This window comes from Collinsella aerofaciens, assembly GCF_015556945.1.
Lineage (GTDB): Bacteria > Actinomycetota > Coriobacteriia > Coriobacteriales > Coriobacteriaceae > Collinsella > Collinsella aerofaciens_AO.
Window position 1 is genome coordinate 1 of the sequence record NZ_JADNNH010000012.1, and the last position, 26,021, is coordinate 26,021.

The window sequence follows — 26,021 nt, forward strand, 5'->3', positions numbered from 1 at the left end:
AATGCCGACGGGGCGAGGAAGAAGGCCTGGACGAGGGCCCACTGGAGGTGGGTCTCGGAGATCAGGCTCGAGGGGCCCCAGCGCGACGTGCTCGAGTACTACGTCACGGCCGCGAGGTGCGCGGAGTCGGACCGCCGGCAGCTCGAGAAGAAGGTGCTCGCCCTCGCCCGGACCGACCGGTGGCGCCCGGCCGTCGAGGCGCTCTCCTGCATCAAGGGAATCGACACCCTGACGGCCTTCAGGCTCGCAGCCGAGGCGGGCTCCTTCACGAGGTTCCGGACGGCCCCGGCCTTCGCGAGCTGGTGCGGGCTGGTCCCGTCGGAGCGCTCGAGCGGCGAGACCGAGCGGCGCGGCGGGATAACCAAGACGGGCAACCGGCTCGCCAGGACGGCACTGGTGGAGTCGGCGTGGCACTACCTGACGTGCACGCCCCGCCCGAAGGCCCCGGCGCCCGGCGCGGACGTCCCCGCGGCGATCCGGGCGCGCGCCGACGACTGCACCGCCAGGCTCTGCCGCCGCCGCGAGGCGCTGGCGGCGGCGGGCAAGAGCTCGTGCAAGGCAAACGCCGCCGTCGCGCGCGAGCTCGCCTGCTGGGTCTGGGAGATCGGGCGCCGGGCGGAGGGGACCCTCGGCTGACCCCGTCGGACAACAAGCCTCCCGCCGGGAGGGCCCGCGCCTCGACGCATCGCCGGCGCGCGTTCACGAGCCCTTTTTGGGCAGCCCAAGGGCCGCGCCCGTGAACAAGACTGGTTTCGGACGAGCGCGCCGGACGGAGAATCGAAATGCGGTGGGGTGCGCGGACATACCGGGCTGACCGCCGGCAGCGCGCCCGCAAGAGCCCGCGGATATTAGCTTGCCAGGCAAGCGTCGACTAAACGTGCAGCGTGCGCGGGCCCTCCCGACGGGAAACGAAAAAGCCCGGTTTAAAACCGGGCTCGAACAAACACGCCTATTGACAATGGCTTTCTCATATTAAAGAACACGTGAAGGCTCGTACATGGCAACTCCCCTAACGGCCGGATAAACCGGCGTTTAACCTTATAGAGAAGTCTACGAACTCGCGCGGACACAAATTCGCCCCACCTCGTGTCTTTTCGACCGTTTGTCGCTACACCATCTGATTCTAATGCACAAACATGCGCACGAACTTGTGCTTCCAGCTTGCGTAGGGCGCATAGCGGAATGGCACGTCCAGCCAGGTTGCCTTGTTCACGATGCTCTTCTTGTGGCTAAACGTATCGAAGCTCTCGCGGCCATGGTACTGCCCCATACCGCTCGCTCCCATGCCGCCAAAGCCCATATGACTCGTGGCCAAATGCATAATGGTGTCATTAACACAGCCACCGCCAAAGGGCACGTTACGCACAAAGCGCTGTTGAACTGCGCGATCCTGGCTAAAGATATACAGGGCCAGCGGCGTCGGACGATCAGTAATAAACGCCTCGGCCTCATCCAGATTCTCAAACGTCAGCACCGGCAAGATGGGGCCGAAAATCTCCTCCTGCATCACGGCGTCATCGGGGACCACGCCATCCAAAATCGTCGGCTCGATCTTGAGCGAAGTCTCGCGCGCGGCGCCTCCCAGCACAACCTTATCGGGATCGATCAGCCCGCGTACGCGTGCGAAATGCTTGGCGTTGACGATATGCCCGTAATCCTCGTTATCGAGCGGATGCTCGCCAAACATGCGACGAATCTCCTCCTTGATGAGGCCCAGCAGCTCATCGTGCACGCGCGTATCGACCAGCAGGTAGTCGGGCGCCACGCAGGTCTGGCCCACGTTGAGCCATTTACCAAAGGCGATACGCCGCGCCGCGACCTTTAAGTTTGCCGTCGCATCCACGATGCAGGGACTCTTTCCGCCCAGCTCAAGCGTCACGGGCGTAAGGTTTTTACTTGCGCGCTCCATGACGAGCTTGCCGACCGGAACGCTACCGGTAAAGAAGATCTTGTCCCAGCACTCATCGAGCAGCGCTTCGTTTTCGGCGCGCCCGCCCTCGACAACCGTCACCAGACGCGGATCAAATGCTTCTTCACAGATTTGCTTGAGCACCGCACTCGATGCCGGAGCATAGGCGCTCGGCTTGATGACCACGGTATTGCCCGCGGCAAGGGCGCCAGCGAGCGGCTCGAGCGTCAGCAAAAACGGATAGTTCCAGGGCGCCATGATGAGCGTGACACCATAGGGCACGGCTTGCGTTTTGCACACGCTCACGGCGTTAGCGAGGTCGCACGGACGCAGGCGCGGACGACTCCATCGAGCCACATGGGCGATCTGATGACGAATCTCGGAAAGCGACGTGCCGATCTCGCACATATACGCCTCGTCATGTGACTTACCCAGATCGGTCTTGAGCGCATGGGCGATATCGCCCTCGTGCGCACGAACCGCATCGCGCAGGCCCACTAGTGCACGGCGGCGAGTATCGACATCAAACGTGGCATGCGTCTTAAAGTAAGTGCGCTGATCGCCGACGATGCGCGCAATTTCCTCGGTGTTCATGGACCCTCCTAGTTCTCGTCCTCAAACATACCACCTGCAACAACTTCGTACATATGCTCGAGCTCCAGGCGGTCCATTAAAAGAGGAACGGGGTACAGGGGATTGGCCTCGGCATCGGCATGGGCCGCCATTTGCGGAATATCGGAACGGCGAATACCCAAGACATATTTGGGGATTCCCAGGGCCTCGTTCATGCGGTCGACCCAATCGATAAAGGCTTCGGCCGCAAGACTGTCCTGCGCGGTAGCCGGCGCAATGCCCGCCATGCGGGCGAGATCGGCGAGCTTAGGAGCGGCAGTTTCGCCATAGGCGCGAAGCATATGCGGCAGGATGATGGCGTTGGCCAAGCCATGCGGAATCCCGTAACGCCCGCCCAAGCTGTGTGCGATGGCATGAACGTATCCAACATAGGAGCGCGTAAAGGCAACACCCGCCTTATACGCCGCCGAAAGCATATTGCGGCGCGCACGCATGTCGTCGCCATGCTCATAGGCCTCGAGCAAATTGTCGCGGATGAGCTGGACCGCCTGACGCGCCATCTTGCGCGTGTAGGGCGTGGTGCTACGGCCGATAAAGGCCTCGACAGCATGCGTCAGGGCATCCATACCCGTCTGCCCCGTAATGGACGCCGGCAACCCGCGCGTAAACTCGGGGTCGTGGACCGCAAAACGCGGGATGAGCACAAAGTCGTTAATGGGGTATTTATAGTGCGTCTCGTCATCGGTAATTACCGCCGCGAGCGTGACTTCGCTTCCCGTACCTGCCGTGGTGGGAACGGCGATGAGCAGCGGCAGGCGACGATGAATCCGCAGCAGGCCGCGCATCTTGTTGATGGGCTTGTTTGGCTGCGCAATGCGCGCCCCCACGCCCTTGGCGCAGTCCATGGCCGAACCGCCACCAAAGCCGATAATGGCCCGGCAGTCGTTCTCGCGATACAGCGCCGCCGCTTCCTCCACATTCGAGACCGTGGGGTTCGCACGCGTCTCGGCATAGACCGTAACGCCAATCCCCTGAGCCTTAAGCGCACGCTCGAGCGATGCCGTGAGCCCCAAACGTGCAATACCAGGGTCTGTCACGATAAGGACCTTCTGAATCGAGCGCTTTTGAAGCACCACGGGCACATCCTCGGCATGCTCCAAAATGCGCGGCTCGGTATAGGGCAGGATCGGCAATGCAATGCGAAAAACCGTCTGATATGTTCGGCACCAGGCACGACGGGCTAGATGCATAAAGGAAACTCCTTTATTTGTTGATGGGTCAACATTTGCTCGACCGATTGTACTCAGCGGCGGTCAAAGACGGCCTACCAATCGTTAATCAATCAACATCTTCATATCTCAAAATTGTTTTATTAAAAATCATTCCTAATAGGCTTCACATTTGGTTGCATTTATGGATAATAGAACTCGTCAAGACGCACGTCCGGAGAGGGCCCTTACGGGACCGGACGAGCGCACAATCGCCATCGATCGAAAGGATCGAATCATGAAGTTTGTTTGCCCCGTTTGCGGTTATGTGGAAGAGTTCGACGGCGACCAGCTGCCCGAGGATTTTAAGTGCCCCCAGTGCGGCGTTCCCGGTTCTCGTTTCCTGAAGCAGGAGGAGGGCCAGCTCGAGTGGGCCGCCGAGCACGTCGTGGGCGTCGCCAAGATGGAAGGCGTCTCCGAGGACATCGTTGCCGACCTGCGCGCCAACTTTGAGGGCGAGTGCTCCGAGGTCGGTATGTACCTGGCCATGGCTCGCGTCGCTCATCGCGAGGGTTACCCCGAGATCGGCCTGTACTGGGAGAAGGCTGCCCACGAGGAGGCCGAGCACGCCGCTAAGTTCGCCGAGCTCCTGGGCGAGGTCGTGACTGACTCCACCAAGAAGAACCTCGAGATGCGCGTTGAGGCCGAGAACGGCGCCACCGCCGGCAAGACCGATCTTGCCAAGCGCGCCAAGGCCGCTGGCCTCGATGCCATCCACGACACCGTGCACGAGATGGCTCGCGACGAGGCCCGCCACGGCAAGGCTTTCGCCGGCCTGCTCAAGCGCTACTTTGGCTAAGCCAGCCGCCTGAGAGATAACCTCTAGCTCGACGAGGCCCGGACCGCATGGTTCGGGCCTTTTTGTGTCTCGAGGACTCGTTAACGCCCTGAAATAGGACTGCCTTCGGCATCGGTTTCTCGTCAAAAACTAAGTGAGTAGACTTTTTGGAACTTGCCGAGCACACCATCCATATTGCTTTATAAAGCCGCAGGTAAATGACTTGTTGCAAAACTGCCTGGTCGCCAAAGTGCCAAAAGTCTACTCACTTAGAACCGCAGCCGTCCACGATCGAGCTGTTTTGCGTCTAACGGTCATCTTTCCGTCGATTACTCCCAATTTTGTCCAGTCAACGAATAGTTCAGACCGGAGTAATGTCTCAGCCCTTTGCTCATCTGAGCTTTTATCACGATATTCAGCATCGAGCATCCTGCATACGGCCTTAACGACGGCGCGGAATCTATCCTCATCGGATATCTGTCTGTGTGTCAGGAGAAGTACATCGTAGCCCATGGCCTGAAGGGCTGTCATGCGGTCGGCGTCACGCAAGCCATCCCCTGCGCGTCCGTGCGAGGCCTTTCCCTGACATTCAATGGCCACCTGTCGCCTGCCGTCCGGCGAAGAAAGTAGTAGGTCGATATATACACGGGACTTTCCCATAATCGCTCGAGCACTTGTGCTTAGCGTCACTTCGACATTGAGCTCTATGCCGCAAAAACCTTCGCCTCCCAGGGATCGCGGCAGTGCAAGCAACAAATACGCCTCGACTTCAAAAGGCGACGCGGCGCCCAATGGAACAAGTTGCGATACCGCCATTAATCTATTGCCGTAACGCATCCCGCAAACATCTGAACAAAAACGGTCAAGGTCTCTACCCAAAACCAAAGCGTCTCGACGCCATAAATCTGAAGCGGTGCCGTCCTCGGACGGGCAGCGCACCCAACCGAACGTTGTCGAAATCGCGCCCGAATCAATTGCACGCGTAAGCTCCGCCTCAAGTGCCACCGGCAGAGCGCACACCGCAAACAAGCCACACATCTCCGCCAATACCAAAAGAAGCTGAAGATCCGTCAGATGCCGCGACATGATGAATGCCGTCAGTAGAGGAGACGTAATCAAAAATCCATGCTCCGTTTCCAGCACGGATTCCCTGGGGAGCTCACCAAGGAACAGCCGCTGCCTAATGCTGGCAGGGCAAGTCCGCTTATTTCTCGTCCGAACCAATGTATACAACGGAAAGCCAAGCACAACCGCAGCCGTCGGGTTACGGGCAAGGTCATATCGCTGCCGGTCTTCTTCCGGCCGTGGAAGCGGCGGACACAAAGCGCGGACCTGAGGGGGCAAACGCCAGTACCTAAAAGCCGATATGTCACAAAGTAGATCTTTCATAGGCACAGGAAAACACGAATTTCAACCCAGTCAGTCACGCATTGGCGCGAACGCACCAAAAATGGCGCCGAACGGACTGTTAAGTTTTCAACAGCCCTCCCCAACTGGCCAAAAGCTTGCCGAGAGCTGGACGAAGCCCTGTTGAAAACCCCATTTTTTCTTATGCGGAAACTTTGCGCGGCAAGTGAGTAGACTTTTTTGAACATCCCGAGCAGACCGGTCATCCTGCTTTTCAAAACCGCAGGTAGATATCTTGTTACAAAACTGCCTGGTCGCCAAAGTTCCAAAAGTCTACTCACTTAAGTTGCAGAGTGCTCCCATTAGCTGCAATTCCAAGGTTGTTAGCACTTTTGGACTCAGATCGTCATACTGAACAAGAACTTGACTTGAGTTTTCAGGGACAGATGCGCCATCGGCGCACCAATAACAGTCACTGATATCGACAAACGGAATACCCGAGCGCGTGAGGGTCCGCGCAAAAGAGCTTCCGCCCGCTCCGCGCTCCGCAACCACGGTGCAGTAAAGGCCCGCGTCTGCATGCTCGATCGAGACCTCCCCTGCCGGAAACGCCTTCCGCACAAGCGCCATCAGGCCATCACGCGCCTCGCGAGCACGAACGCGCACGCGGTTCACATGCCGCTCGTAATCACCCGATTCCAGCAAACGAGCCAAAGCGACCTGGTCAACAGAACTCACCGACGAGGCGTAAAAACCAAGGTTGCGCCTAAACCGTTCCATCAGCTCATCGGGCAACACCATGTACGCTAGACGCAATGCCGATGAAAGGCTCTTCGAAAACGTGTTGGTGTAGATAACCGACTGGGCGGCATCGATTGACGCGAGCGCGGGAATCGGCTTGCCGGCAAGGCGAAACTCACAATCAAAGTCATCTTCGATGAGATATCGACCCGGCCGTTCGGCAGCCCAGCTCAGCAGCGCATACCGGCGCGCGATGCTCGTCACCAGGCCGGTCGGATACTGATGGGACGGCATCAGGTGAAGGACATCGGTCCCGCTTTTCTGCAGAGTGCTCAAGTCCACGCCCTCATCATCCAACGGGATATGTCGAACTTTGCAGCCCATAGCCTGATAGATGCGCGTCAGGCGCAAATAGCCCGGGTCCTCAACGGCATACACCTTGTCCGCGCCAAGCAGCTGAACCAACATGGTATCGAGCAGCTGGGCGCCCGCACCGATAACGATGTTGTCGGGGTCGACATTCATACCCCTTGTCCCGCGCAGATGGTGAGCAATTGCGCGTCGTAGCCGAGCGGTGCCCTGCGCTGGCGCGGGCGAGAAGATTTCGCACTCGTCTTCGGATGCCAGCGTCGCCCGCAGTGCGCTTTGCCAAAGCCGCGCCGCCTCCAAAGCGGAAGGAGAGAGCGCATCGAATCGCTCGACCCGTCCGTTGGCATCATGCGCGCTAGGGCCCACAGAGACGGCATCTCGGTCGATGTTCCCCGTAACCAAAGGCAAAACCGGTGCATCCGGAAGCTCGCAAGCGTAGTAGCCACGCCGCGGCTTTGAGCAAATATAACCCTCGGCAAGTAACTGGCTATATGCATTCTCGATGGTAATGACACTGATTCCCAGATGACTGGCAAAGGCGCGCTTAGACGGAAGATGCTCCCCCGCCGCAATGCGTCCAGCTACAATATCATCTCGAATTTGCTGGTAAACATATTCATAGAGCGATGCTTCGCCGCGTTTTTCCAAATTGTAGTCAAGCATGAGTTTATCACCTGACCATATCGAACCGTTCAATCTGGTATTAGTCTGACCTTGTTATTATCTCGAAAACTGAGTATTTTGCCATACCCAGCTCCCCGATAGGATGTTCTGTCAAGCAATGCACATGCCAATCAAGGGAGCAACCATGGCAGAACAGACCAGCAAGGCCGATCGCGTCAAACTCAATCGCGAGCTCGCGCAGATGCTCAAGGGCGGCGTCATCATGGACGTCACCACGCCCGAGCAGGCACGCATCGCCGAGGAGGCAGGCGCCTGCGCCGTCATGGCACTCGAGCGCATCCCGGCCGACATCCGTGCCGCAGGCGGCGTCTCGCGCATGAGCGACCCCAAGATGATCAAGGGCATCCAAGAGGCAGTCTCCATCCCCGTTATGGCCAAGTGCCGCATCGGCCACATTGTCGAGGCGCAGGTCCTGCAGGCCATCGAGATCGATTACATCGACGAGTCCGAGGTTCTCTCCCCCGCCGATGACGTCTATCACATCGATAAGACCCAGTTTGACGTGCCGTTTGTCTGCGGCGCCCGCGATCTGGGCGAGGCGCTGCGCCGCGTTGCCGAGGGCGCCACGATGATTCGTACCAAGGGCGAGCCGGGCACGGGCGACGTCGTCCAGGCTGTGCGCCACATGCGCAAGATCCAAAAGCAGATCCGCGATGTTGTCGCCCTGCGCAATGATGAGCTCTTTGAGGCAGCCAAGCAACTGCAGGTTCCGGTCGAGCTGGTACGCGAGGTTCATGCCACGGGCAAGCTTCCCGTGGTGAACTTTGCCGCCGGCGGCGTAGCGACCCCCGCCGACGCCGCGCTGATGATGCAGCTGGGCGCCGAGGGTGTCTTTGTCGGCTCGGGCATCTTTAAGAGTGGCGACCCCGCCAAGCGCGCCGCCGCCATCGTTAAGGCTGTGGCAAACTTCACCGACGCCAAGCTCATTGCCGAGCTTTCTGAGGACCTGGGCGAGGCCATGGTGGGCATCAACGCCAACGAGATCGAGATTATCATGGAGGAGCGCGGGCGCTAGTCCGGCAGAAAGGGTCGCATATGAGCGATTATGTAGACCAGACGGTCGCCGTGCTGGCGGTCCAAGGCGCTTTTGCCGAGCACGAGGCAAGACTATCCGAGCTGGGCGTACACTGTATTGAGCTGAGGCAGGCGGCCGATTTGCAGCAGAACTTTGACCGCCTGGTCCTCCCCGGCGGCGAGTCCACCGTTCAGGGCAAGCTACTTGCCGAACTCGGTATGCTCGAGGGGCTTCGCACCCGCGTTGTTGAAGGCATGCCTGTATTGGGAACTTGCGCCGGCTTGATTCTGCTGGCGCGCGACCTTGCCGCCCACGACGATAAGGGGACGCCGCGCCTGGCAACCATGGATGTACTCGTTGAGCGTAATGCCTATGGCAGACAGCTCGGCAGCTTTCACACCAAGGGGCAGGTAGACGGCATCGACGGTGAAGTGCCATTAACATTTATCCGTGCGCCCCGCATCGTCGAGGTGCACGGCAATACCAAGGCCCTAGCCGAAGTCGATGGCCGTATCGTCGCCGCCCGTCAAGACAATCAGCTTGGTGTCACCTTCCACCCCGAGCTCGACGACGACACCCGCCTCCACGAGCTCTTCCTCCAAATGTAGGCAGAAAACAAACGAGCGTGGATTTTCGAACGCATAGCAAATGAGAGTGGATAATCTCCCACTTTGAGCTCGAATGCAGACTCAAACCGGGAGATTATCCACTCTCATGCTATGTAGTCGTTTAAGAACGTCCCCAATGACTACTTCGACAACACCGATGTTTTGGTACCGACAGCGAAAACCCGCCAGAGCGAGCAAGGTGCCTTGAAGCGAGGCGGCATTGATCTTTTGATCATGCCGCCGAAGCTGAAAGGCAGATTGCCGTTCTGGCGGGTTTGCAGCGTCAACTGGTTACGCGGTTCGTAGAACCGCGTAACCCCTAGAAACGATTGCCGCGGAAGCCGCCACCGTTGCGGCCACCACGGTCGCCGCCACGGCCACCGCGGTCGTTACCACGGTTGCCGCCAAAGCCGCCACGGTTGCCACCGCGGTCGCCATAGCCACCACGGTTGCCGCCAAAGCCGCCGCGACCGCCACGGTCGCCGCCGCGGTCACCAAAGCCGCCACGGCCACCGCGATCGCCACCGCGACCGCCACGGTCGCCACCACGGCCACCGCGATCGCCAAAGCCGCCGCGACCGCCACGGTCGCCGCCACGGCCACCGCGGTCGTCACGACCGCCGCGAGGACCACGGTCCTCGTCCAGGCCCATGGCGACAAGCGGAGCGATGACCTTATCGAGAGCGGCCATCAGCTCGGTGGCCTCCTCGTAAGAAAGCTCGGGCAGGAGCTTCTCCTTCTTGTTGGCAAGCTCGACCAGGCCCTCAGCGGCATCCTCGGCAGCGAAGACGACAATCTTGCGCATATCGCCCTCGGCGTCGTCGATGCGGCCGACCAGATCGGCAGCCTCGGCCTCGGCCATCAGGCCATCGAGCTCACGGAGGCGCATGCCCAGCAGGTCGGACATTTCCTTCTGCTCCATCTTGGGCTTGAGGTCAAGAAGCTTGATGGCGCGCTCGATGTTCGCCATGCGCTCGGCCTTGGCCTCCTCCTCCTTAGAAATAGCAAAGCGACGGCTACGCAGCAGGCGGGCGGCCTTCTGCATCTTGTCCATCAGCTCTTCGTCATCGTAATCAACGGCGGCCTCGACAACCTCGGCCTCCTCCTCGGCGGAAACCTCGTCAGCAGCCTCAACCTCGGCAGCTTCGGTCTCCACTGTCTCGACTGCCTCGACCTCGGCAGCCATGGTCTCGTTCTCGGTCTCGTTCATGATCTCTTCGTTCTCGGACATGAGACTCCTTCTTGGCCCTCTCGGGCATCATCGCCCCATTCGCGGGGCCCGTCGCGCACTCTTTGCGCTTTAAACATTCATGCCTCTCGGCAAAACGTCCATTAGTTTATGGTGTCGCCATCCAATCTAGCTGCAGAATCTATGTGCACACATTAATGCGACATGTGCGACTCGCGATGAGCGTACACCAGCGACGTCGCGAACCCGACCACGGCAATCACAGCCGCCACACGCACGGCAGCTGCAAATCCAATCGCCTGGGCAACGTCGGTCGCAGCGCCAGCTGCGCCGGCGGTCGCAGCAGAACTCGAGAGCAGACCGATAAACAGCGATGGGCCAAACGATGCGGCAATCATGTTCCACGTGTTAAGCAATGCCGTTCCGTGGGGATGCTCAGCGGCAGGCAGCGTCTCCAAGCCGGCCGTTTGCGAGGGGCTCAGCACCAAACCGACTCCGGCATACACCACAACGGTCAGCGCCACGACGACGCCGATGTTCATACTTGCCGCCGTCATCGAGATGGCAGTCTGCCCCACGGCAATCAGGGCAAAGCCGACCGGCAGCAGCGGCCATGCGCCACGGGCGTCCATCACGCGTCCGCCCACAATCGAGGTCACGGCGTTGCAGGCAATCGCCGGCAAAATGAGCAAGCCCGCAATAAGTGCGGTCATGCCGTATGCGCCCTCAAAATAGAGCGGCAACAAAACGCTCATCGAGAACGTCGTCATCATCGACACCACCACAAGCAGGCACGCGGGCCAAAAACGAACGCTCGCCATGGGACGCACGTTAAGCACCGGATGCTCGAGCTTGAGCTGACGGGCCGCAAACAGGCCGAGCAGCACAATGGCGGCGAAAAGAGCCACGATGCCGGCAATCAGATTGGTCGAGAACTCGCCTACGGAATACACAAATGCCGTAATGCCGGCGGCAAGCAAAACAACCGACAGAATATCAAGCGTGGTATTCGAGCGCTCTCCGACATTCTGAACAAGCTTAACGCCCGCCGCAGCGACCACAATACCGCCCACCAGCGGCACTACGAACACCGCCCTCCAGCCGAACAACGTGCACATAAGACCGCTGATTACGGGTCCAAACGCCGGCCCTAGCGTAATGCAGGCACCGCCCAGGCTAAGATACAGACCGAGCTTCTCGCGCGGGGCGCAAGACAGCACCACGTTCATCATGAGCGGGAACAAGATGCCCGATCCCGCAGCCTGCAAAATACGACTTGGCAGCAAAACGCTAAACGACGGAGCGACCAGGCACAGGACTTCGCCGGCGACCATACATCCGCATGCGAAAAATAACAGCTTGCGCGTCGAGAAACGGCCGGACAGGAAGGCCATGATGGCCGTAAAGATCGACGTCACGATCATGTAGCCCGAGACGAGCCACTGCGCCGTGGTGGCACTCACCGAAAAGGCTGTCATAATGTCGTGCAACGCCACGTTAATGATGTTCTCGTTAAACGCGGCAACAAAGGCTGCAATATACATAACGACGAGAATCGCCGCGGTGGCCGATGGCGTTACTTGAACTTGTTGCTGAGATTTGCTCCCCATGCATTTCCTTCCTCTTGGAACGACAGTCGCATCGCCCCAGAGGAACAGTCCAGGGCGAAAAATGAGCCCTAGACTTACGCCAGACGCCGTACACGACGAATCTGGCAACATGGTCCAACATCGAAAGATTGTAACGCGGACGCACAGCTTTCCTTCCGCGCTATTATTAAAAGTCCACGAAAGCATAAGACATGAGGAGGCCGCCATGATCAAGCCCATCATGAAATCCGAGTTCTTTTTGCGCCTTCCTTCCGAAGACGCGGGACCCGACGACGCCGCGACCGGGCAGGACCTCCTGGATACGCTCAACGAACATGAGCACGAGTGCGTGGGCCTCGCCGCCAACATGATCGGCGTGCGCAAACGCATCATCTGCGTAAAGGACGGCACCAGGGCGCTCCTGATGTACAACCCTCAAATTCTTGAGCAGGTCAATGCCTATCAGACGAGCGAAGGATGCCTCTCGCTGGCCGGCGAGCGTCCCTGTACCCGATATCGCCGCATTAAGGTTGAGTATTTGGACGAGAACTTTGTCCGCCGCATCAAAAACTTCTCGGGCTACACCGCCGAGATCATCCAGCACGAAATCGACCACTGCAACGGAATCGTTATTTAGTTCCACCGATTCAAGAAAGCTCCCTGCAGCCAAGCAACTGCAGGGAGCTTTCGATTGTATAGAGCCTCTATCCCTTAGCTTTGACGGTAATGATCGAAGAAGTCGGCGAGGTCTTCGAGGGACTCTTTGAGCACTTCCATGCGCGGCAGGTACACGATACGGAAGTGGTCGGGCTCAGCCCAGTTGAAGCCGCCGCCACGCGTAATCAGGATCTTCTTCTCGTGCAGCAGGTCGAGGGCAAACTGCTCGTCATCGGTGATGTTGAACTTCTTCACATCCATCTTGGGGAAGATGTAGAACGCCGCGCGCGGCTTAACCACCGAGATGCCGTCAATCTTGTTGAGCGCCTCATACACAAAGTTGCGCTGCTCGTAGACACGGCCGCCGGGACGGATGTAGTCGTTAACGGACTGATGGCCACCGAGTGCCGTCTGAACAATCGACTGAGCCGGCACGTTGGAGCACAGGCGCATGTTGGAGAGCATGTTGACGCCCATGATGAAGTCGCTCATGCAGCGCTGGTTGCCCGAGAGAACCATCCAGCCAATGCGATAGCCCGCGATCATATGCGACTTGGACAGGCCGCTAAACGTAATGCAGGGCAGGTCGGGGGCGAGCGATGCAATGGAGACATGCTCGTAGCCGTCCATGCACAGGCGGTCGTAGATCTCGTCGGCAAAAATCATGAGCTGGTGCCTGCGCGCAATCTCGACGATGCCCTCGAGTACCTCGCGCGGATAGACAGAGCCCGTGGGGTTGTTGGGGTTGATGATGACGAGGGCCTTGGTCGCGCTCGTGATCTTGGACTCCATATCCTGCAGGTCGGGATACCAATCGGCCTGCTCATCACACAGATAGTGCACGGGATGTCCACCGGCAAGGGTTGCGCACGCCGTCCACAGCGGATAATCGGGACTGGGAATCAGGATCTCGTCACCGTTATCGAGCAGCGCGTTCATCGAAAGCTGAATGAGCTCGGACACGCCGTTGCCCGTGTAGATGTGCTCCATCTGAACATTGGGCAGGCCCTTGATCTGCGAGTACTGCATGATTGCCTTGCGCGCGGAGAACAGACCGCGCGAGTTGGAATAGCCTTCGCAGTCGGGCAACTGCTGGCGCATGTCCTTAATGACCTCATCGGGCGTGCGGAAACCAAAGGGTGCCGGATTACCGATGTTGAGCTTGAGGATGCGCTCGCCCTCGTCCTCCATGCGGGCGGCCTCGTCGACGACGGGGCCACGCACGTCATACAGAACGTTCTCGAGCTTGGTGGATTTAGAAAAAGTACGCATGGTGGTGCTCCTTGTGATATGAGCCGTGGGACTGGGTTCTGGCTTGGCAACTTTACGGGACGGAGGGGTCTCACCTTGGTCAGCATCACCGGCGAGCAGCCAGGTAACATCGACCTCCAAAATGCGGGCGAGCAGCTCTGCCACATCGCGCCGCGGAATCGTCTTGCCGCTCACATATTGGCTCATCTGACTCTTGCCGAGTTTTTTGCCGAGCATCTCCGATGCGCGGATTACGTCCGACTGGCGAACGTCGCGATCGGACATAGTCTGTCGCAGGCGATCGCTAAACGTCTCTTGGGCCACAGGAACCTCCTTGCTGGCAAAGTTCAATTTATAGAACACGAATTGAACCAAGGTTCAATTTAGCAAGCAGTATAGCGCCGCGCCTCATTCGAAAGTTCAATTTCATAAGAAAAGGTACCGAACTTCGAGATTTGCCCAAAGCGGACAATGACGTGCACACGTTTAGAGGTATTCAAGGAATCGAGCAGCGGCAAGCGATACGTCAGCCGTGCGATATATCGCATTAATCTGCCGATGGGGATGCCCCTCGAGCGGACGCACGGCAACATCGAACTGACAGCGGCGCAAGATGAGCGCAGGAAGAATGCTCACACCCAAGCCGTCCTCGACCATAGCCATAATCGCATAGTCATCCCAAGTCGACAGTTTTGAGCGCACTGCCAGCCCCGCCCGACGAAACAGCGGCGTAATCTCATCATCGGTACCTCGTTCCAGCAGAATAAACTGCTCGTTAGCCAAATCGGCAAGAGAGACGACCTCCGCCGTGGCAAGTAAAGAGTCTGCCGGCACTACCGCCATCAACTCGTCGCGCACCAACGGCCGCGACGCCATGCCGGCGCCGCGTGGCTCGCGCGGAATAAAGCCCAGGTCGCAGCGGCCTTCCGCCACCCATTGCTCAATCTCGGAGTAATCACCCATCAGCAGCTCGTAATCGACATCCGGGTGATCGGCGCGAAACCGCGCGATCACCGGTGGCAGTACATGGGTCGCCACACTCGAAAACGTACCGATACAGATCTTGCCGCGCATGAGCCCACGCATCTCATCCACCCTTCGCTGCAAGCGAGTGAATTCCTCGCAGAGCGCCTCGACTGCCGGCATGACCTGCCGCCCGTCGGCAGAAAGCACTACGCCCTCGCGGCTTCTATCGAGCACTTTAAAACCCCAGTCTGCCTCAAGGTCGCCCACCATGCGGCTCACGCCCGACTGCGAATAGCTCAGCCGCTCTGCAGCACGCGTAAAGCTGCCGGCACGCACCGTCTCGAGCAGCACTTGCATCTTTTGGATATTGGTCTCCACGGCACGCCTCCACCTTTGCATGAGTTTTTGTCATGTTTGCCATGCATTATATTCGCTTTTCTTCTAAAGCCAGTTCACCCATAGTGAACATGCTCGGATATAGAGGGGATGTCAGCGCATGAACAACGGACTGTTTACGTACTTAGCAGCATTGCTATTGTTTGGCTCCAACGGCATCATCGCCGCCGCCATCGCGCTGCCGAGCTCCGATATCGTGTTGCTACGCACGTTTTTGGGCGCACTCTCGCTTGTCACCATCCTCGCCGTCACCCAACGCCATAAGCTGCAGGCACCGTCTCGCCCCCGCGAAGCCGCAGCCCTCCTCCTCTCGGGAGCCGCGCTGGGCGCCAGCTGGATTTTTCTGTTCCGCGCCTACCAGACGATCGGCGTCGGCGTATCCTCGCTGCTGTACTACTGCGGCCCCATCATCGTCATGGCGCTCTCCCCACTCATCTTTGGCGAAAAGCTGACCGGCGGCAAAATCGCCGGGTTTATCGCCGTCGCCTGCGGTGCTTTTCTCATTGCGGCACAAGGTCTAGGCGGCAATATGCCCATTGCGGGTATCGCTTGCGGCATCGCCTCGGCATTTTGCTATGCGCTGATGGTCATCGCCAGCAAGGGCGCGCCGCACATCGAGGGCCTCGAGAACTCCGCGCTCCAGGTGAGCGCCGCCTTTGTGACCGCGCTGGTCCTTAAGCTCGCCACCCAAGGCGTCCCCTCGTTCTTCTCCCCCGGCATCGCCGCAGGCATCGATTGGCTCGCCGTCGCTATGCTCGGCGTCGTCAACACCGGCATCGGTTGCCTGCTCTACTTTAGCGCTGTCGCCAAGCTGCCCGTCCAGACTGTCGCGGTCGTCGGCTACCTCGAGCCGCTTTCGGCCGTCGTGTTCTCGGCCGTCCTTTTAGGCGAAGCCATAACGCCGGTCCGTCTGATGGGTGCCGCACTTATCATCGGCGGCGCGATCTTTTGCGAACTCGCCGGCAAACGCGCAGGTGCCAAGACCGGCATCGCTCAGGCAGCACGCGCCTAACAGCCCCTGCTTTGAAATGCCACCTGCGTACATGAATAATCCCCAGATGGGGATTATTGTCTAAAACACCCCGATGTGCCAAACTGCTCTTATATGTATAAAGATGGCATAAAGGTCTGCTGCCCTTTGCAGGGGCTGGATGTCTAAGGGAGTCCACGTGGCACACAACAAACTGGAGGCAAGCCCCCAAGACCAGCGTGGTCAAGGCGGGCATGGAGCCATTCCCCTCTCCGCTGGCATGCTGCTCGTTACGCTCGGCGTCGTCTATGGCGACATCGGCACGAGCCCCATGTACACCATGAAATCAATCGTCGCCAACAACGGCGGCATCGGCACCGTCAGCGAGGACATGATCTTGGGCGCGCTCTCGCTCGTCATCTGGACCATGACGCTCGTGACCACGGTCAAGTACGTGCTTATCGCCATGAAGGCCGATAACCATAACGAAGGCGGCATCTTCGCCCTGTTCAGCCTCGTACGCAAGGTGGCGCCGTGGCTGATTCTGCCCGCCATGATCGGCGGCGCAGCGCTGCTTGCCGACGGCATCCTCACCCCCGCCGTCACGGTCACCACAGCCATCGAGGGTCTGCGCACCATCGAATGGGGCCATGCGCTTTTGGGTGACGGCCAGACCAACGTCATCATCATCACCATCATCATTATCTGCGGCCTGTTTGCCATGCAGCGCGCCGGCACTTCGTCGATCGGCAAGCTGTTCGGCCCGCTCATGACGCTGTGGTTCCTGTTCTTGGCTGGCGCCGGCCTGTTCAACATGCTCGGCAACCTGTCCATCTTGCGCGCGCTCAACCCCATTCGCGGCATTATGTTCCTGTTCTCGCCCATCAATCACTCGGGCATCATGGTGCTCGGCTTTGTCTTCCTGTCGACAACCGGTGCCGAGGCGCTCTATTCAGACATGGGCCACGTGGGCAAGGCAAACATCTATGCGTCCTGGCCGTTTGTTAAGGCGGCCCTTATCCTTAACTACCTGGGTCAGGGAGCTTGGCTGCTCGCCAATAACTCCAACCCCCAGATGCTCGCGATGGATATCGTTAATCCGTTCTATATGATGCTCCCCGAGCCCCTGCGTCCCTTTGCCATCGTGCTTTCGGCCGTGGCGGCCATCATCGCCTCGCAGGCGCTCATCACCGGATCGTTCTCGTTGGTATCCGAGGCAACGCGCCTCAACCTTATGCCGCACCTGCGCATCCACTACCCCAGCGACACCAAGGGCCAGCTCTATATTCCGCTCGTCAACAACATCATGTGGGTCGGCTGCATCTTCATCGTGCTGCTGTTCCAGAACTCCGAGCGCATGGAGAGCGCCTATGGCCTCGCCATTACCGTGACCATGCTCATGACCACGACGCTTTTGACGAGCTACATCGCCGGCATTCTCAAGCACAAGCTGGGCGCCTGCGTCTTCGCCCTGCTCTTTGGTGCCATTGAGCTGTGCTTCTTCGCTTCGTGCCTCACCATGTTCTTTGACGGCGGCTACGTCATGATCTTCCTGGCCGCACTGCTGTTTGGCCTTATGTACGTGTGGCGCCGCGGCACCGCCATCGAGCGCACGCAGACGATCCTGCTGCCCGTCTCCAAGTACATCGACCAGCTCGGCCGCCTGCGCAACGACGAGACCTACCCCGTGCTCGCCGACAATCTGGTGTTCCTTACCAACAGTCCCGACCCGCTCACACTCGACCGCGACGTGCTCTACTCCATCTTGGATAAGCATCCCAAGCGCGCCAAGGCATACTGGTTCATCAACGTGCATGTCACCGATGAGCCCTATACGCACGAGTATTCCGTCGAGACCTTTGGCACGGACTTTTTGTTCCGCGTGCGCTTGGACCTGGGCTTTAAGGTCAACCAGCGCATCAATGCCTACCTGCGTCAGATCGTTGGCGACTTGATGGCATCGGGCGAGCTGCCGCCGCAGCATCACACCTACTCCATCTACGAGACGCGCGGCAACGTGGGCGACTTCCGTTTTTGCATGCTGCGCAAGATGCTTGCCCCCGAAACGGACATCAACCGCAACGATCACCGCGTCATGGCCATCAAGTACGCCGTCCGCCGCGCCTGCGGAAGCCCGGCACGCTGGTACGGTCTTGAGAACTCGGCCATCATCATCGAGTACGTACCGCTCTTTGCCCGCATGCGTCCAGCAGTCAAGCTCGTACGCACCCAGGTGCCGCTCGAGATCCAGATTGAAGAGGCCGAGGAAATGGAAGTCGACATCTTCTCGGACGACTTGGTCAACGGCAACGAGGCCGGTAAGGACATGAACGTCGATCCCACCGAGCTGCTCGAGAGCGTCGCAGATACGCCCGAACAACAGCTCGACGGCCTCGAGAGCGACCAGCTCAACGACGCCAACTTCTAGCGACGTCACAAATCAACGACAGCGGCCCTGCATCTCACGGGAGATGCAGGGCCGCTTTGCATTGCAGTAAAGCTAACGGCTACGAACGACGCGGCTCGGGAACCACGAGCCTATCGGGGCTCGCGCCCTCGGCATCCATCAGGCTCACGTAGCGAATCGACGGATCCCCATACATCGCATAGTAATAATTGCCCGTGCGCGCGCTAAAGCATCCGGTATAGATAGTCTTCTCGAACTTGCCATCGCCCATCCTGGACGCCCCCTCAATCATCACCACGCCCTCGAGTGAACGGAACATGCGGACGACGTTTTCGGTCTCGCTCTCCTTTTGCGGGTAATTGGCATTGAGGTACGCCGCCTTTACAAAACGGCTCGGCGAATAGCAGTCACCCGGAATACCGCGCATGCCGGCACCCGCGCCATAGGGCTTGAGCTCGGCGCCACGCCATGTCGCCGTCTGCGGAAAATCGCTTGTAGCCGTGATATAGGTGCGCAGGTTTTCCATGTGCCACGGGAAAGTGGGCTGATTGGCAAGGGTGTCGACCGGATCGTCGTATACATGCAGGCCGTCAGCCATCATCTCGACCACGATGCTACGCTGGCTGTCGCCGATAATCCAATGGAGCAGCGACACGCCCAGCCCCTCTCCGGCAGATTTGGCGACAATCACCGTGTCGTGCAGCGCAGCCTCGACCTCATCGACCGTCGAGAACGTCGCTGCCACCCACAGGGGAAACTCATAGGCCGCGATATTGGTCTTGCCGTCGACAGGGTCCTCGGCATACTCGGCATAACCCGGGAAATTGAGGCCCGCCACGGCGAGGCCAGCATCGTTACCGCAATCGAAGAACATAGGGTAGTTCTTGTAATCGATGCACATACCGATCACCGCGTGTGCCGCTGTCGTGTCGTCGATAAACGAATACGGAATGTGAAACCCGCGCGGCATCACACGAACCTGTTGGCCGTAGTCAAAGCTCCAGTCGAGGTTGCGGCCTAGATACATGTGGCCGGAATTATCGGTAAATCGAATGCTCGTACACATAGCGCCTCCCAGCTTTACGTTCTTGCTAAGGTTATTGTCACCAAACAAAGAGGCGCTAAACACAAAAGCCCGGACATGACAACAATGTCACGCCCGGACTATTCAAGCAGGATAAACTCAACCAAGTTAACCCCGCAGGTCGTCTAAGGGGTCAAAGTGCCGCAGATTGCCACGAAAGAGGAGCGAAGCGTACTTAAGGTACGCGAGCGACGATTGAGCGGCAAGGTGCGGTGCTTTGGTCCCCTTAGACCAACTTTCCTAGACAGTGATCAATCATGTGTTGAATCATCTGCGCCTCGAAGCCGACGAAGTCCTGCTTGCGCTCGCGCATCTTGCCGTCGACGATCACGTCATAAGCGACCTTGCACTTGATATAGCGCGTGGACTTGGTGACCTCCTCGTGCGTCAGGCAGCTCTCCTCCATCTTGCTGGCGCCCAAGCCAAACACCAGACGGGGGTTGTAGAGCACGTGGGGCTCGCCGGCGTCGTCCAGGTAGACGCAGACCTTCTTGGTAACGCCAATCTGGTTAGCGGCAAGGCAGCCGGCATCGTCGAGCGACTTAATGGTATCGATCAGGTCCTGAGCAACCGACTCGTCCTCGACGGTCGCAACCTCGCAACGCTGGGACAGAATAGCCTCGTCGTGGCAGAGCTCTTTAATCATACGTTCCTCCATAGGGGTCGTTGTAACCGCTTAAGTATACGGTACCCACACATTTTCATGCGAAAAATACCGTCCGTCTGCTACAAAGCGCCGAACATCAACATGCGAGGAACAACAGCGTCGTAAAGGGGCTATAGTGGGTGAGTTCGTGTCAATCGGCCTAAACTCGGGGCCGAACAAGGAAAGGGTATGCATGGACGAACTTTTTCACGTCAGTGAGCGCAAGTCCACAATCGGGACCGAACTTCGCGCTGGACTGACAACATTCCTGGCGATGGCCTACATCATCGCCGTCAACCCCGCGGTGCTCTCGGGCGCCAGCATCGATGCGGGAGCGCTCGCCTGCGCCACCTGCCTGGGCGCCGGCATCATGACCATCTGCATGGGCATCTTCGCCAACCGCCCGCTCGCCTGCGCGTCGGGCTTAGGCGTCAACGCGATGATCGCTGGAATCACCACCACCGTCTGCGGCGGTGACTGGCACGTGGCCATGAGCGTCATCTTCCTTGAGGGCGTCGTCATCTTGCTGCTCGTGCTTTGTGGCCTGCGCGAGGCCATCATGGACGCCATCCCGGTTGTCCTGCGTCACGCCATCTCGGTGGGTCTGGGCCTGTTCATCGCCATGATTGGCCTGTGCGATGCCGGCATTATCACCGCTGGCGCCGGTACACTCGTCGGTCTGGGCGACATCACCTCCCCCACCTTCATCGTCGGCATCATCTCCATCCTGGTGACGGTCGCCCTCGCCTGCCGCAACGTCCCCGGCTCGCTGCTCATCGGCATCGTCGTCGCCGTCATCGCCGGTATCCCCCTAGGTGTGACCCAGGCTCCGACCGGTATCATCGCCCCGCTCGACTTCTCGAGCATCGGTGGCCCCATCGCCGACGCCGGCGGCGTGCCCGCCATCGTCAAGGTCCTTACCGACCCCGCGCTCCTCGTCATCTCGTTCTCGCTGCTCATGAGTGACTTCTTCGACACCATGGGCACCGCGATGGCCGTAGCCAAGCAGGGCGAGTTCCTCACCGACGACGGCAACGTCGAGAATATCAAGGAGATCCTAATCGTCGACTCCGCCGCCGCCGCTGTGGGCGGTTTCATGGGTGTCTCCTCCATCACCACCTTCGTCGAGTCCACTTCTGGCGCCGCCGACGGTGGCCGCACGGGCCTCACCTCCGTCACCACCGGCGTGCTGTTCATTCTCGCCGCGTTCTTCTCCCCCATCGTCACCATCGTTTCCAGCGCCGCCACCTGCGGTGCTCTGGTCTACGTCGGCTACCTCATGATGAGCGAGGCCTCCGAGATCGACTGGTCCGACGTGTCGCAGGGTTTCCCGGCGTTCATGATTGTCGCCGGCGTGCCCTTCACCTACTCCATCTCTGCCGGCATTGGCCTGGGCTTTATCGCCTACGTGATCGTCGCGCTCTTTAAGGGCGAGGCCTCCAAGATCAAGCCGCTCATGTGGATTGCAGCCCTTGCCTTCCTCGTCTACTTCTTTGTAGCGTAGCGGCATAGTCTGCTAAAACAGAACACCAAAGCGCGGAGTCGCATCGAGCGGCTCCGCGCTTTTCTTTTAAAGCCAGGCAACGCACAGACGCGCGATGTTTTGCTTCCCAAGTTTTGGACATTTTGCCCTCCAAACGGCACTACCGCCGGCTACATCCTGCAGATATGCTGGGCTTAATCGCATAGGCCCTATGAGGATGGGAGTAACCATGGCCGCCTTGTTCACGACCCCCAAGCGCAATGACAAAACCTCTGGAGCCCATTTTGTCGAGCCCGACGTGCGCCGTCGCACGCTGCTCGCACACGGAAGCTGGCGTCGCGTGACGCGCCGCATCGCCTGCGGCCTGGCCTGCGCGCTCACGGTGAGCTCGTTGCTCATGCCGAGCGTCTCGCTCGCGGCCGAGTGGGTGGACGTCGGCGGCACCCAGTACAACGCCGGCACCGCGGCAGGCGACGAGGCCGGCACCTGGAGCTGGGACGGTGCCGACGATATGAAGCTCAACGGCTATGACGGCGGCGCGATCGAGGCAGCGGGCAAGCTCAACGTGAGCTACGAGGGCAACAACATCGTCACTAACGGCGACGGCCGCGGCATCAAGGTTAAGGATGGCGCGAACGAGAACGCCGAGCTTAATATTCAGGGCGACGCGTCCAGCACGCTCAACGTGACATCTTCTCGTGACGCCATCACTTCCGTCGGCAGCATCAACATCGACGGCACTGGCACCGTCAACGCCACGAGCACCGAGCACGATGCCATCGATGCCGGGGGCGATGTCACCATCAAGGGCTCGGGAAACGTTAACGCCACGGGCGATTCGGATGGCATCAGGGCCGACGGCAACATCACGATCGACAACAGCGGAACCGTCACCGCCAAGGCCACCGAGGATCAGGGTATCGATGCTAACGAAAACCTCATCATAAAGGGCGGCGGCAAGGTAGAGGCAAGCTCTATCAAAGACAATGCGATTTGGGCCGACGGCAACATCGAGATCTCGGGTGGCAGCCAGGTCAAGGCAAGCTCCGAGGAAGACGCCGCCATCGACGGTAAAAACAGCCTCACGGTCACGAACGCTTCCCTCAACGCAAGTGGCGTTGGGTATGGCATCTATGTCTACAAGGGCATCACGTTCGATGGCGCAACCGTAACGGTCCGTGCAAGTGCAGGGAACGATGAAGCCAGCGCCCTCTTCACCGACGAGGACGACATCGTCATCAAGAACGGCTCGATCGTGGATGCGTTCGCAGAAGGCCAGCTCTCGACCGCAATCTCCACCAGAAACTACTACCCCAACGAAGCGGGTGGTCACATCTACATTAGTGACTCCGTTGTCAAGGCTATAGCCCGCTATGTCGAGTCCGGTAGCGACGGCCCCGATCACTACAGCAACGACCAAAGCGGCGCGGTCATTCCCGAGCATAGGGGCGTGAACATCGGCATCTTTGCCCGGACCAAGGAGGGCATCACGCCCGCGACCATCTCGATTGTCCGCAGTAAGGTCACAGCTGAGGGAGACACGGCGGCAATCTTCGCCCTTGCCGTGAGCGCGGACGGCGAGACAATCGGCACCATCGAGATCGAAGGCGCTCCCATCCAGACGCCCACAGGCGGCAAGATCATTGGCTATCGCAACAAGGAAGAACTCGATGACGGCATCTTCTACGTGGTGGGTCAAACCATCGGCACGGGCGACGCTGTGATCGACTCCCCCTATAACGAAGCTGTCGCCAAGAGCACGGTCATCGCGCCTCCCGAGGAGATCAAACCCGAGGAGAAGCCAGGCGAGACCAAGCCCGATGGTTCCAAGTCCAAGGGCACGAAGACGACCAAGACCGTTGCAGTTGCAGCCACGGGAGCCAAGATCGCCGGCAAACTCGCAGCAACCGGCGACGCCTCGAGCGCAGCCATCGTGGCAGCCGCCCTTGCGGGAACAGCCGCCATCGCCGCGGGCGCCGTGGTGAGCCGCAAGCGCTCGTAAACACTTTTTCGCACGGGACGGGTGGATCGCGGCCCTTGCCTTCCTCGTCTACTTCTTCGTAGCGTAAGGGCAAGGCTGCAAAAGCTGAACAATAAAGCGCGGAGTCGCCATGCGGCCCCGCGCTTTTCTTTTAGCGCCGGTCCCTGCGCCGGCGTGCGGCCTATTTCTCCCCCCCCTTTTGGCCATTTTGCCCTCCAAACGGCACTACCGCCGGCAACATCCAGCAGATACGCTGAATCTAGTCGTATAGGCCCTATGAGAACGGGAGCAACCATGGCAGCCTTGTTCACGACCCCCAAACGCAATGACACTACCGCCGGAACCCATGTTGCCGAACCCGACGTTCGCCGTCGCATAGGACTCGCGCACGGCAGCTGGCGCCGCGTGACGCGCCGCATCGTCGCGGGCGCCGTGTGCGCGCTCACGGTGAGCTCGCTGCTCATGCCGAGCGTCTCGCTCGCAGCGGAATGGGTCAAGGTCGGCGGCAACAAGTACAACACCGCGGCGAGCGACGAGGCCGGTACCTGGTCGTGGGACGGCGCCGACGACTTGAAGCTCAACAACTATAACGGCGGCGAGATCCAGGCCGCAGGCAAGCTCAACGTGAATTACTCGGGAACCAACATCGTCACTGCCGAATGGATCGAAAGCATCAACGTTTCTCATGGCACTAACGAGAATGCCGAGCTCAATATCCAAGGCGACGAGGGCGGCACGCTCAGCGTGACATCTACTGAGGACGCTATCCTCTCCACGGGTAATATCAACATCGACGGAGCCGGATCCGTCAACGCCACGAGCACTGGGTTTGATGCCATCAATGCCGGAGGTGATCTCGCTATCAAAGGTTCGGGCAACGTCAACGCCACGGGTGCATCGGATGGCATCAGGGCAAACGGCAATATCACGATTGACGACAGCGGAGCCGTCACCGCCAGGGCTACCAAGGACAAGGGTATTGGAGCCGACAAGAACCTCACCATCAAGGGTGGCGGGACGGTCGAGGCAAGCTCAGCCGATGGTGAGGCCCTTTGGAGCGGCGGCAATATCAACATCTCGGACGGCAGCCAGGTCAAGGCAAGCTCCGAGAAAGACGCTGCCGTCGAGGCCAAGGGCAGCCTCGCAGCCACAAACGCCTCCCCCAACGTAAACGGTGTTGAATATGGCGTCTATGCCCACAAGGGCATCACCCTCGATCATGCAAACGTGACGGTCCGTGCAAGTAAAGGCAGATACGGTGGCGCCAACGCCCTCTTCACCTACCAGGACGACATCGTCGTCAAGAACGGCTCCACCGTGGACGCGTTTGCGGAAGGCGAGGTTTCGGCTGCATTCTCCACCAGAAACGATCGACCCAACGAGAAGGGCGGCCACATCTACATCAGCGACTCCGTTGTCAAGGCCATAGCCCGCTATGTCGAGAACGGCGACGGCCCCATCCCCTACAGCGAAAACCAAGATGGCGAGACGAGGCGCGAACCCCAAGGCGAGAACATCGGCATCATCGCCCAGACCAGCGAGGGCGTCACACCCGCAGTCATCTCGATCATCCGCAGCAAGGTAACGGCCGAAGGAGATACAGCGGCAATCTTTGCCCGTGCCATGAGCGCTGACGGCAAGACAATCGGCACCATCAAGATTGAGAACGCCGCCATCCAGACGCCCGAAGGCGGCAAGGTCATTGACTATCGCAAGCTCCGTGACGGCATCTACGAGGCAGGCCAAGCCATCGGCACGGGCGACGCCACGGTCGACTCCCTCTATATCAAAGCAGTCGCCAAAAGTACGACCATCGCACCTCCCGAGGTAGCCAAGCCGGAAGACCCCAGGCCCGACGAGACCAAGCCCGCAGAAAGCAAGCCCGCGGAGTCCAAGCAGAACCCCAAGCCTGAGGGCTCAAAGCCGACCAAGGCCGTTGCGGCTTCAACCACGAAAGCCAAGACTACCGGCGTGCTCGCGGCAACCGGCGACACCTCGGGTGCGGCCATCGTGGCAACCGTCCTTGCGGGAACAGCCGCTATCGCCGCAGGCACCATGGCGAGCCGTAAGCGTTCTTAGACGCCTCTGCGCACATGGCAGCTCCCGCGAA

The 26,021-nt window shown here is 59.4% G+C and carries 20 protein-coding genes; 10 read left to right on the top strand and 10 right to left on the bottom strand.

Annotated features, from left to right (window positions below; all coding sequences use genetic code 11):
- On the top strand, positions 1-636 hold a 636-nt coding region (locus I2F59_RS04770; RefSeq protein WP_195503418.1), incomplete at its 5' end, for a transposase.
- 487 nt (positions 637-1,123) lie between these two features.
- Here the strand turns inward: I2F59_RS04770 and I2F59_RS04775 are convergent.
- The gene (locus tag I2F59_RS04775) at positions 1,124-2,503 is read right to left on the bottom strand and encodes an aldehyde dehydrogenase (RefSeq protein ID WP_195503419.1); all 1,380 of its coding nucleotides are present in this window, start codon (positions 2,501-2,503) and stop codon (positions 1,124-1,126) included.
- 8 nt (positions 2,504-2,511) lie between these two features.
- Positions 2,512-3,732, bottom strand: a complete 1,221-nt coding sequence (locus I2F59_RS04780; protein WP_195503420.1) for an iron-containing alcohol dehydrogenase — start codon at positions 3,730-3,732, stop codon at positions 2,512-2,514.
- Positions 3,733-3,988: 256 nt separating this feature from the next.
- On the opposite strand from I2F59_RS04780, the gene I2F59_RS04785 reads away from it, so the two are divergent.
- Positions 3,989-4,549, top strand: coding sequence for a ferritin family protein (locus I2F59_RS04785; RefSeq protein ID WP_022094328.1), 561 nt, complete (start codon positions 3,989-3,991; stop codon positions 4,547-4,549).
- Positions 4,550-4,789: 240 nt separating this feature from the next.
- On the opposite strand, the gene I2F59_RS04790 is transcribed toward I2F59_RS04785, so the two are convergent.
- Both I2F59_RS04790 and pdxR read right to left on the bottom strand, forming a co-directional pair.
- Positions 4,790-5,671: a hypothetical protein gene (locus I2F59_RS04790; protein WP_195503421.1), complete on the bottom strand. Its 882-nt coding sequence runs from the start codon at positions 5,669-5,671 to the stop codon at positions 4,790-4,792.
- A 537-nt stretch (positions 5,672-6,208) separates the two neighbouring features.
- Positions 6,209-7,648: a MocR-like pyridoxine biosynthesis transcription factor PdxR gene (gene pdxR, locus I2F59_RS04795; RefSeq protein ID WP_195503422.1), complete on the bottom strand. Its 1,440-nt coding sequence runs from the start codon at positions 7,646-7,648 to the stop codon at positions 6,209-6,211.
- A 145-nt stretch (positions 7,649-7,793) separates the two neighbouring features.
- Between pdxR and pdxS the strand changes: the two genes are divergently transcribed.
- The gene (pdxS, locus tag I2F59_RS04800) at positions 7,794-8,684 is read left to right on the top strand and encodes a pyridoxal 5'-phosphate synthase lyase subunit PdxS (protein ID WP_195503423.1); all 891 of its coding nucleotides are present in this window, start codon (positions 7,794-7,796) and stop codon (positions 8,682-8,684) included.
- Positions 8,685-8,704: 20 nt separating this feature from the next.
- Positions 8,705-9,292, top strand: coding sequence for a pyridoxal 5'-phosphate synthase glutaminase subunit PdxT (gene pdxT / locus I2F59_RS04805; RefSeq protein WP_195503424.1), 588 nt, complete (start codon positions 8,705-8,707; stop codon positions 9,290-9,292).
- A 319-nt stretch (positions 9,293-9,611) separates the two neighbouring features.
- Here pdxT and I2F59_RS04810 read toward each other — a convergent pair whose 3' ends face one another.
- Positions 9,612-10,523: a hypothetical protein gene (locus I2F59_RS04810; RefSeq protein WP_035137032.1), complete on the bottom strand. Its 912-nt coding sequence runs from the start codon at positions 10,521-10,523 to the stop codon at positions 9,612-9,614.
- Positions 10,524-10,675: 152 nt separating this feature from the next.
- On the bottom strand, positions 10,676-12,091 hold the full coding sequence (locus tag I2F59_RS04815; RefSeq protein ID WP_195503425.1) for an MFS transporter: 1,416 nt from the start codon (positions 12,089-12,091) through the stop codon (positions 10,676-10,678).
- Between the two features lie 205 nt (positions 12,092-12,296).
- On the opposite strand from I2F59_RS04815, the gene I2F59_RS04820 reads away from it, so the two are divergent.
- Complete coding sequence (locus I2F59_RS04820; RefSeq protein ID WP_195503426.1) at positions 12,297-12,707, top strand: peptide deformylase; 411 nt, start codon at positions 12,297-12,299, stop codon at positions 12,705-12,707.
- A 74-nt stretch (positions 12,708-12,781) separates the two neighbouring features.
- On the opposite strand, the gene I2F59_RS04825 is transcribed toward I2F59_RS04820, so the two are convergent.
- Complete coding sequence (locus tag I2F59_RS04825; RefSeq protein WP_271755751.1) at positions 12,782-14,263, bottom strand: aminotransferase class I/II-fold pyridoxal phosphate-dependent enzyme; 1,482 nt, start codon at positions 14,261-14,263, stop codon at positions 12,782-12,784.
- Between the two features lie 201 nt (positions 14,264-14,464).
- Positions 14,465-15,322 (bottom strand): LysR family transcriptional regulator, encoded by an 858-nt coding sequence (locus I2F59_RS04830; protein ID WP_271755747.1) that lies wholly within the window; start codon positions 15,320-15,322, stop codon positions 14,465-14,467.
- Between the two features lie 118 nt (positions 15,323-15,440).
- On the opposite strand from I2F59_RS04830, the gene I2F59_RS04835 reads away from it, so the two are divergent.
- Positions 15,441-16,352, top strand: a complete 912-nt coding sequence (locus I2F59_RS04835; RefSeq protein WP_195503428.1) for a DMT family transporter — start codon at positions 15,441-15,443, stop codon at positions 16,350-16,352.
- A gap of 139 nt (positions 16,353-16,491) precedes the next feature.
- Positions 16,492-18,738 carry a KUP/HAK/KT family potassium transporter gene (locus I2F59_RS04840; RefSeq protein WP_195503429.1) on the top strand — a complete coding sequence of 749 codons (2,247 nt, stop codon included), beginning with the start codon at positions 16,492-16,494 and terminating at the stop codon, positions 18,736-18,738.
- A gap of 79 nt (positions 18,739-18,817) precedes the next feature.
- Here I2F59_RS04840 and bsh read toward each other — a convergent pair whose 3' ends face one another.
- Together bsh and I2F59_RS04850 are read right to left on the bottom strand one after the other, a co-directional pair.
- Positions 18,818-19,783 carry a choloylglycine hydrolase gene (bsh, locus tag I2F59_RS04845; RefSeq protein ID WP_195503430.1) on the bottom strand — a complete coding sequence of 322 codons (966 nt, stop codon included), beginning with the start codon at positions 19,781-19,783 and terminating at the stop codon, positions 18,818-18,820.
- A 244-nt stretch (positions 19,784-20,027) separates the two neighbouring features.
- The gene (locus tag I2F59_RS04850) at positions 20,028-20,447 is read right to left on the bottom strand and encodes a peptide deformylase (protein WP_117746174.1); all 420 of its coding nucleotides are present in this window, start codon (positions 20,445-20,447) and stop codon (positions 20,028-20,030) included.
- Positions 20,448-20,640: 193 nt separating this feature from the next.
- Here I2F59_RS04850 and I2F59_RS04855 point away from each other — a divergent pair, with 193 nt between their 5' ends.
- From I2F59_RS04855 to I2F59_RS04865, 3 genes are all read left to right on the top strand, one after another.
- A complete protein-coding gene (locus tag I2F59_RS04855; protein ID WP_195503431.1) occupies positions 20,641-21,951 on the top strand; it encodes an NCS2 family permease in 1,311 nt (436 codons plus the stop codon).
- Between the two features lie 208 nt (positions 21,952-22,159).
- Positions 22,160-23,932, top strand: a complete 1,773-nt coding sequence (locus I2F59_RS04860; RefSeq protein ID WP_195503432.1) for a carbohydrate-binding domain-containing protein — start codon at positions 22,160-22,162, stop codon at positions 23,930-23,932.
- Between the two features lie 273 nt (positions 23,933-24,205).
- Positions 24,206-25,990, top strand: coding sequence for a carbohydrate-binding domain-containing protein (locus I2F59_RS04865; protein WP_195503433.1), 1,785 nt, complete (start codon positions 24,206-24,208; stop codon positions 25,988-25,990).
- Positions 25,991-26,021: the final 31 nt, after the last annotated feature.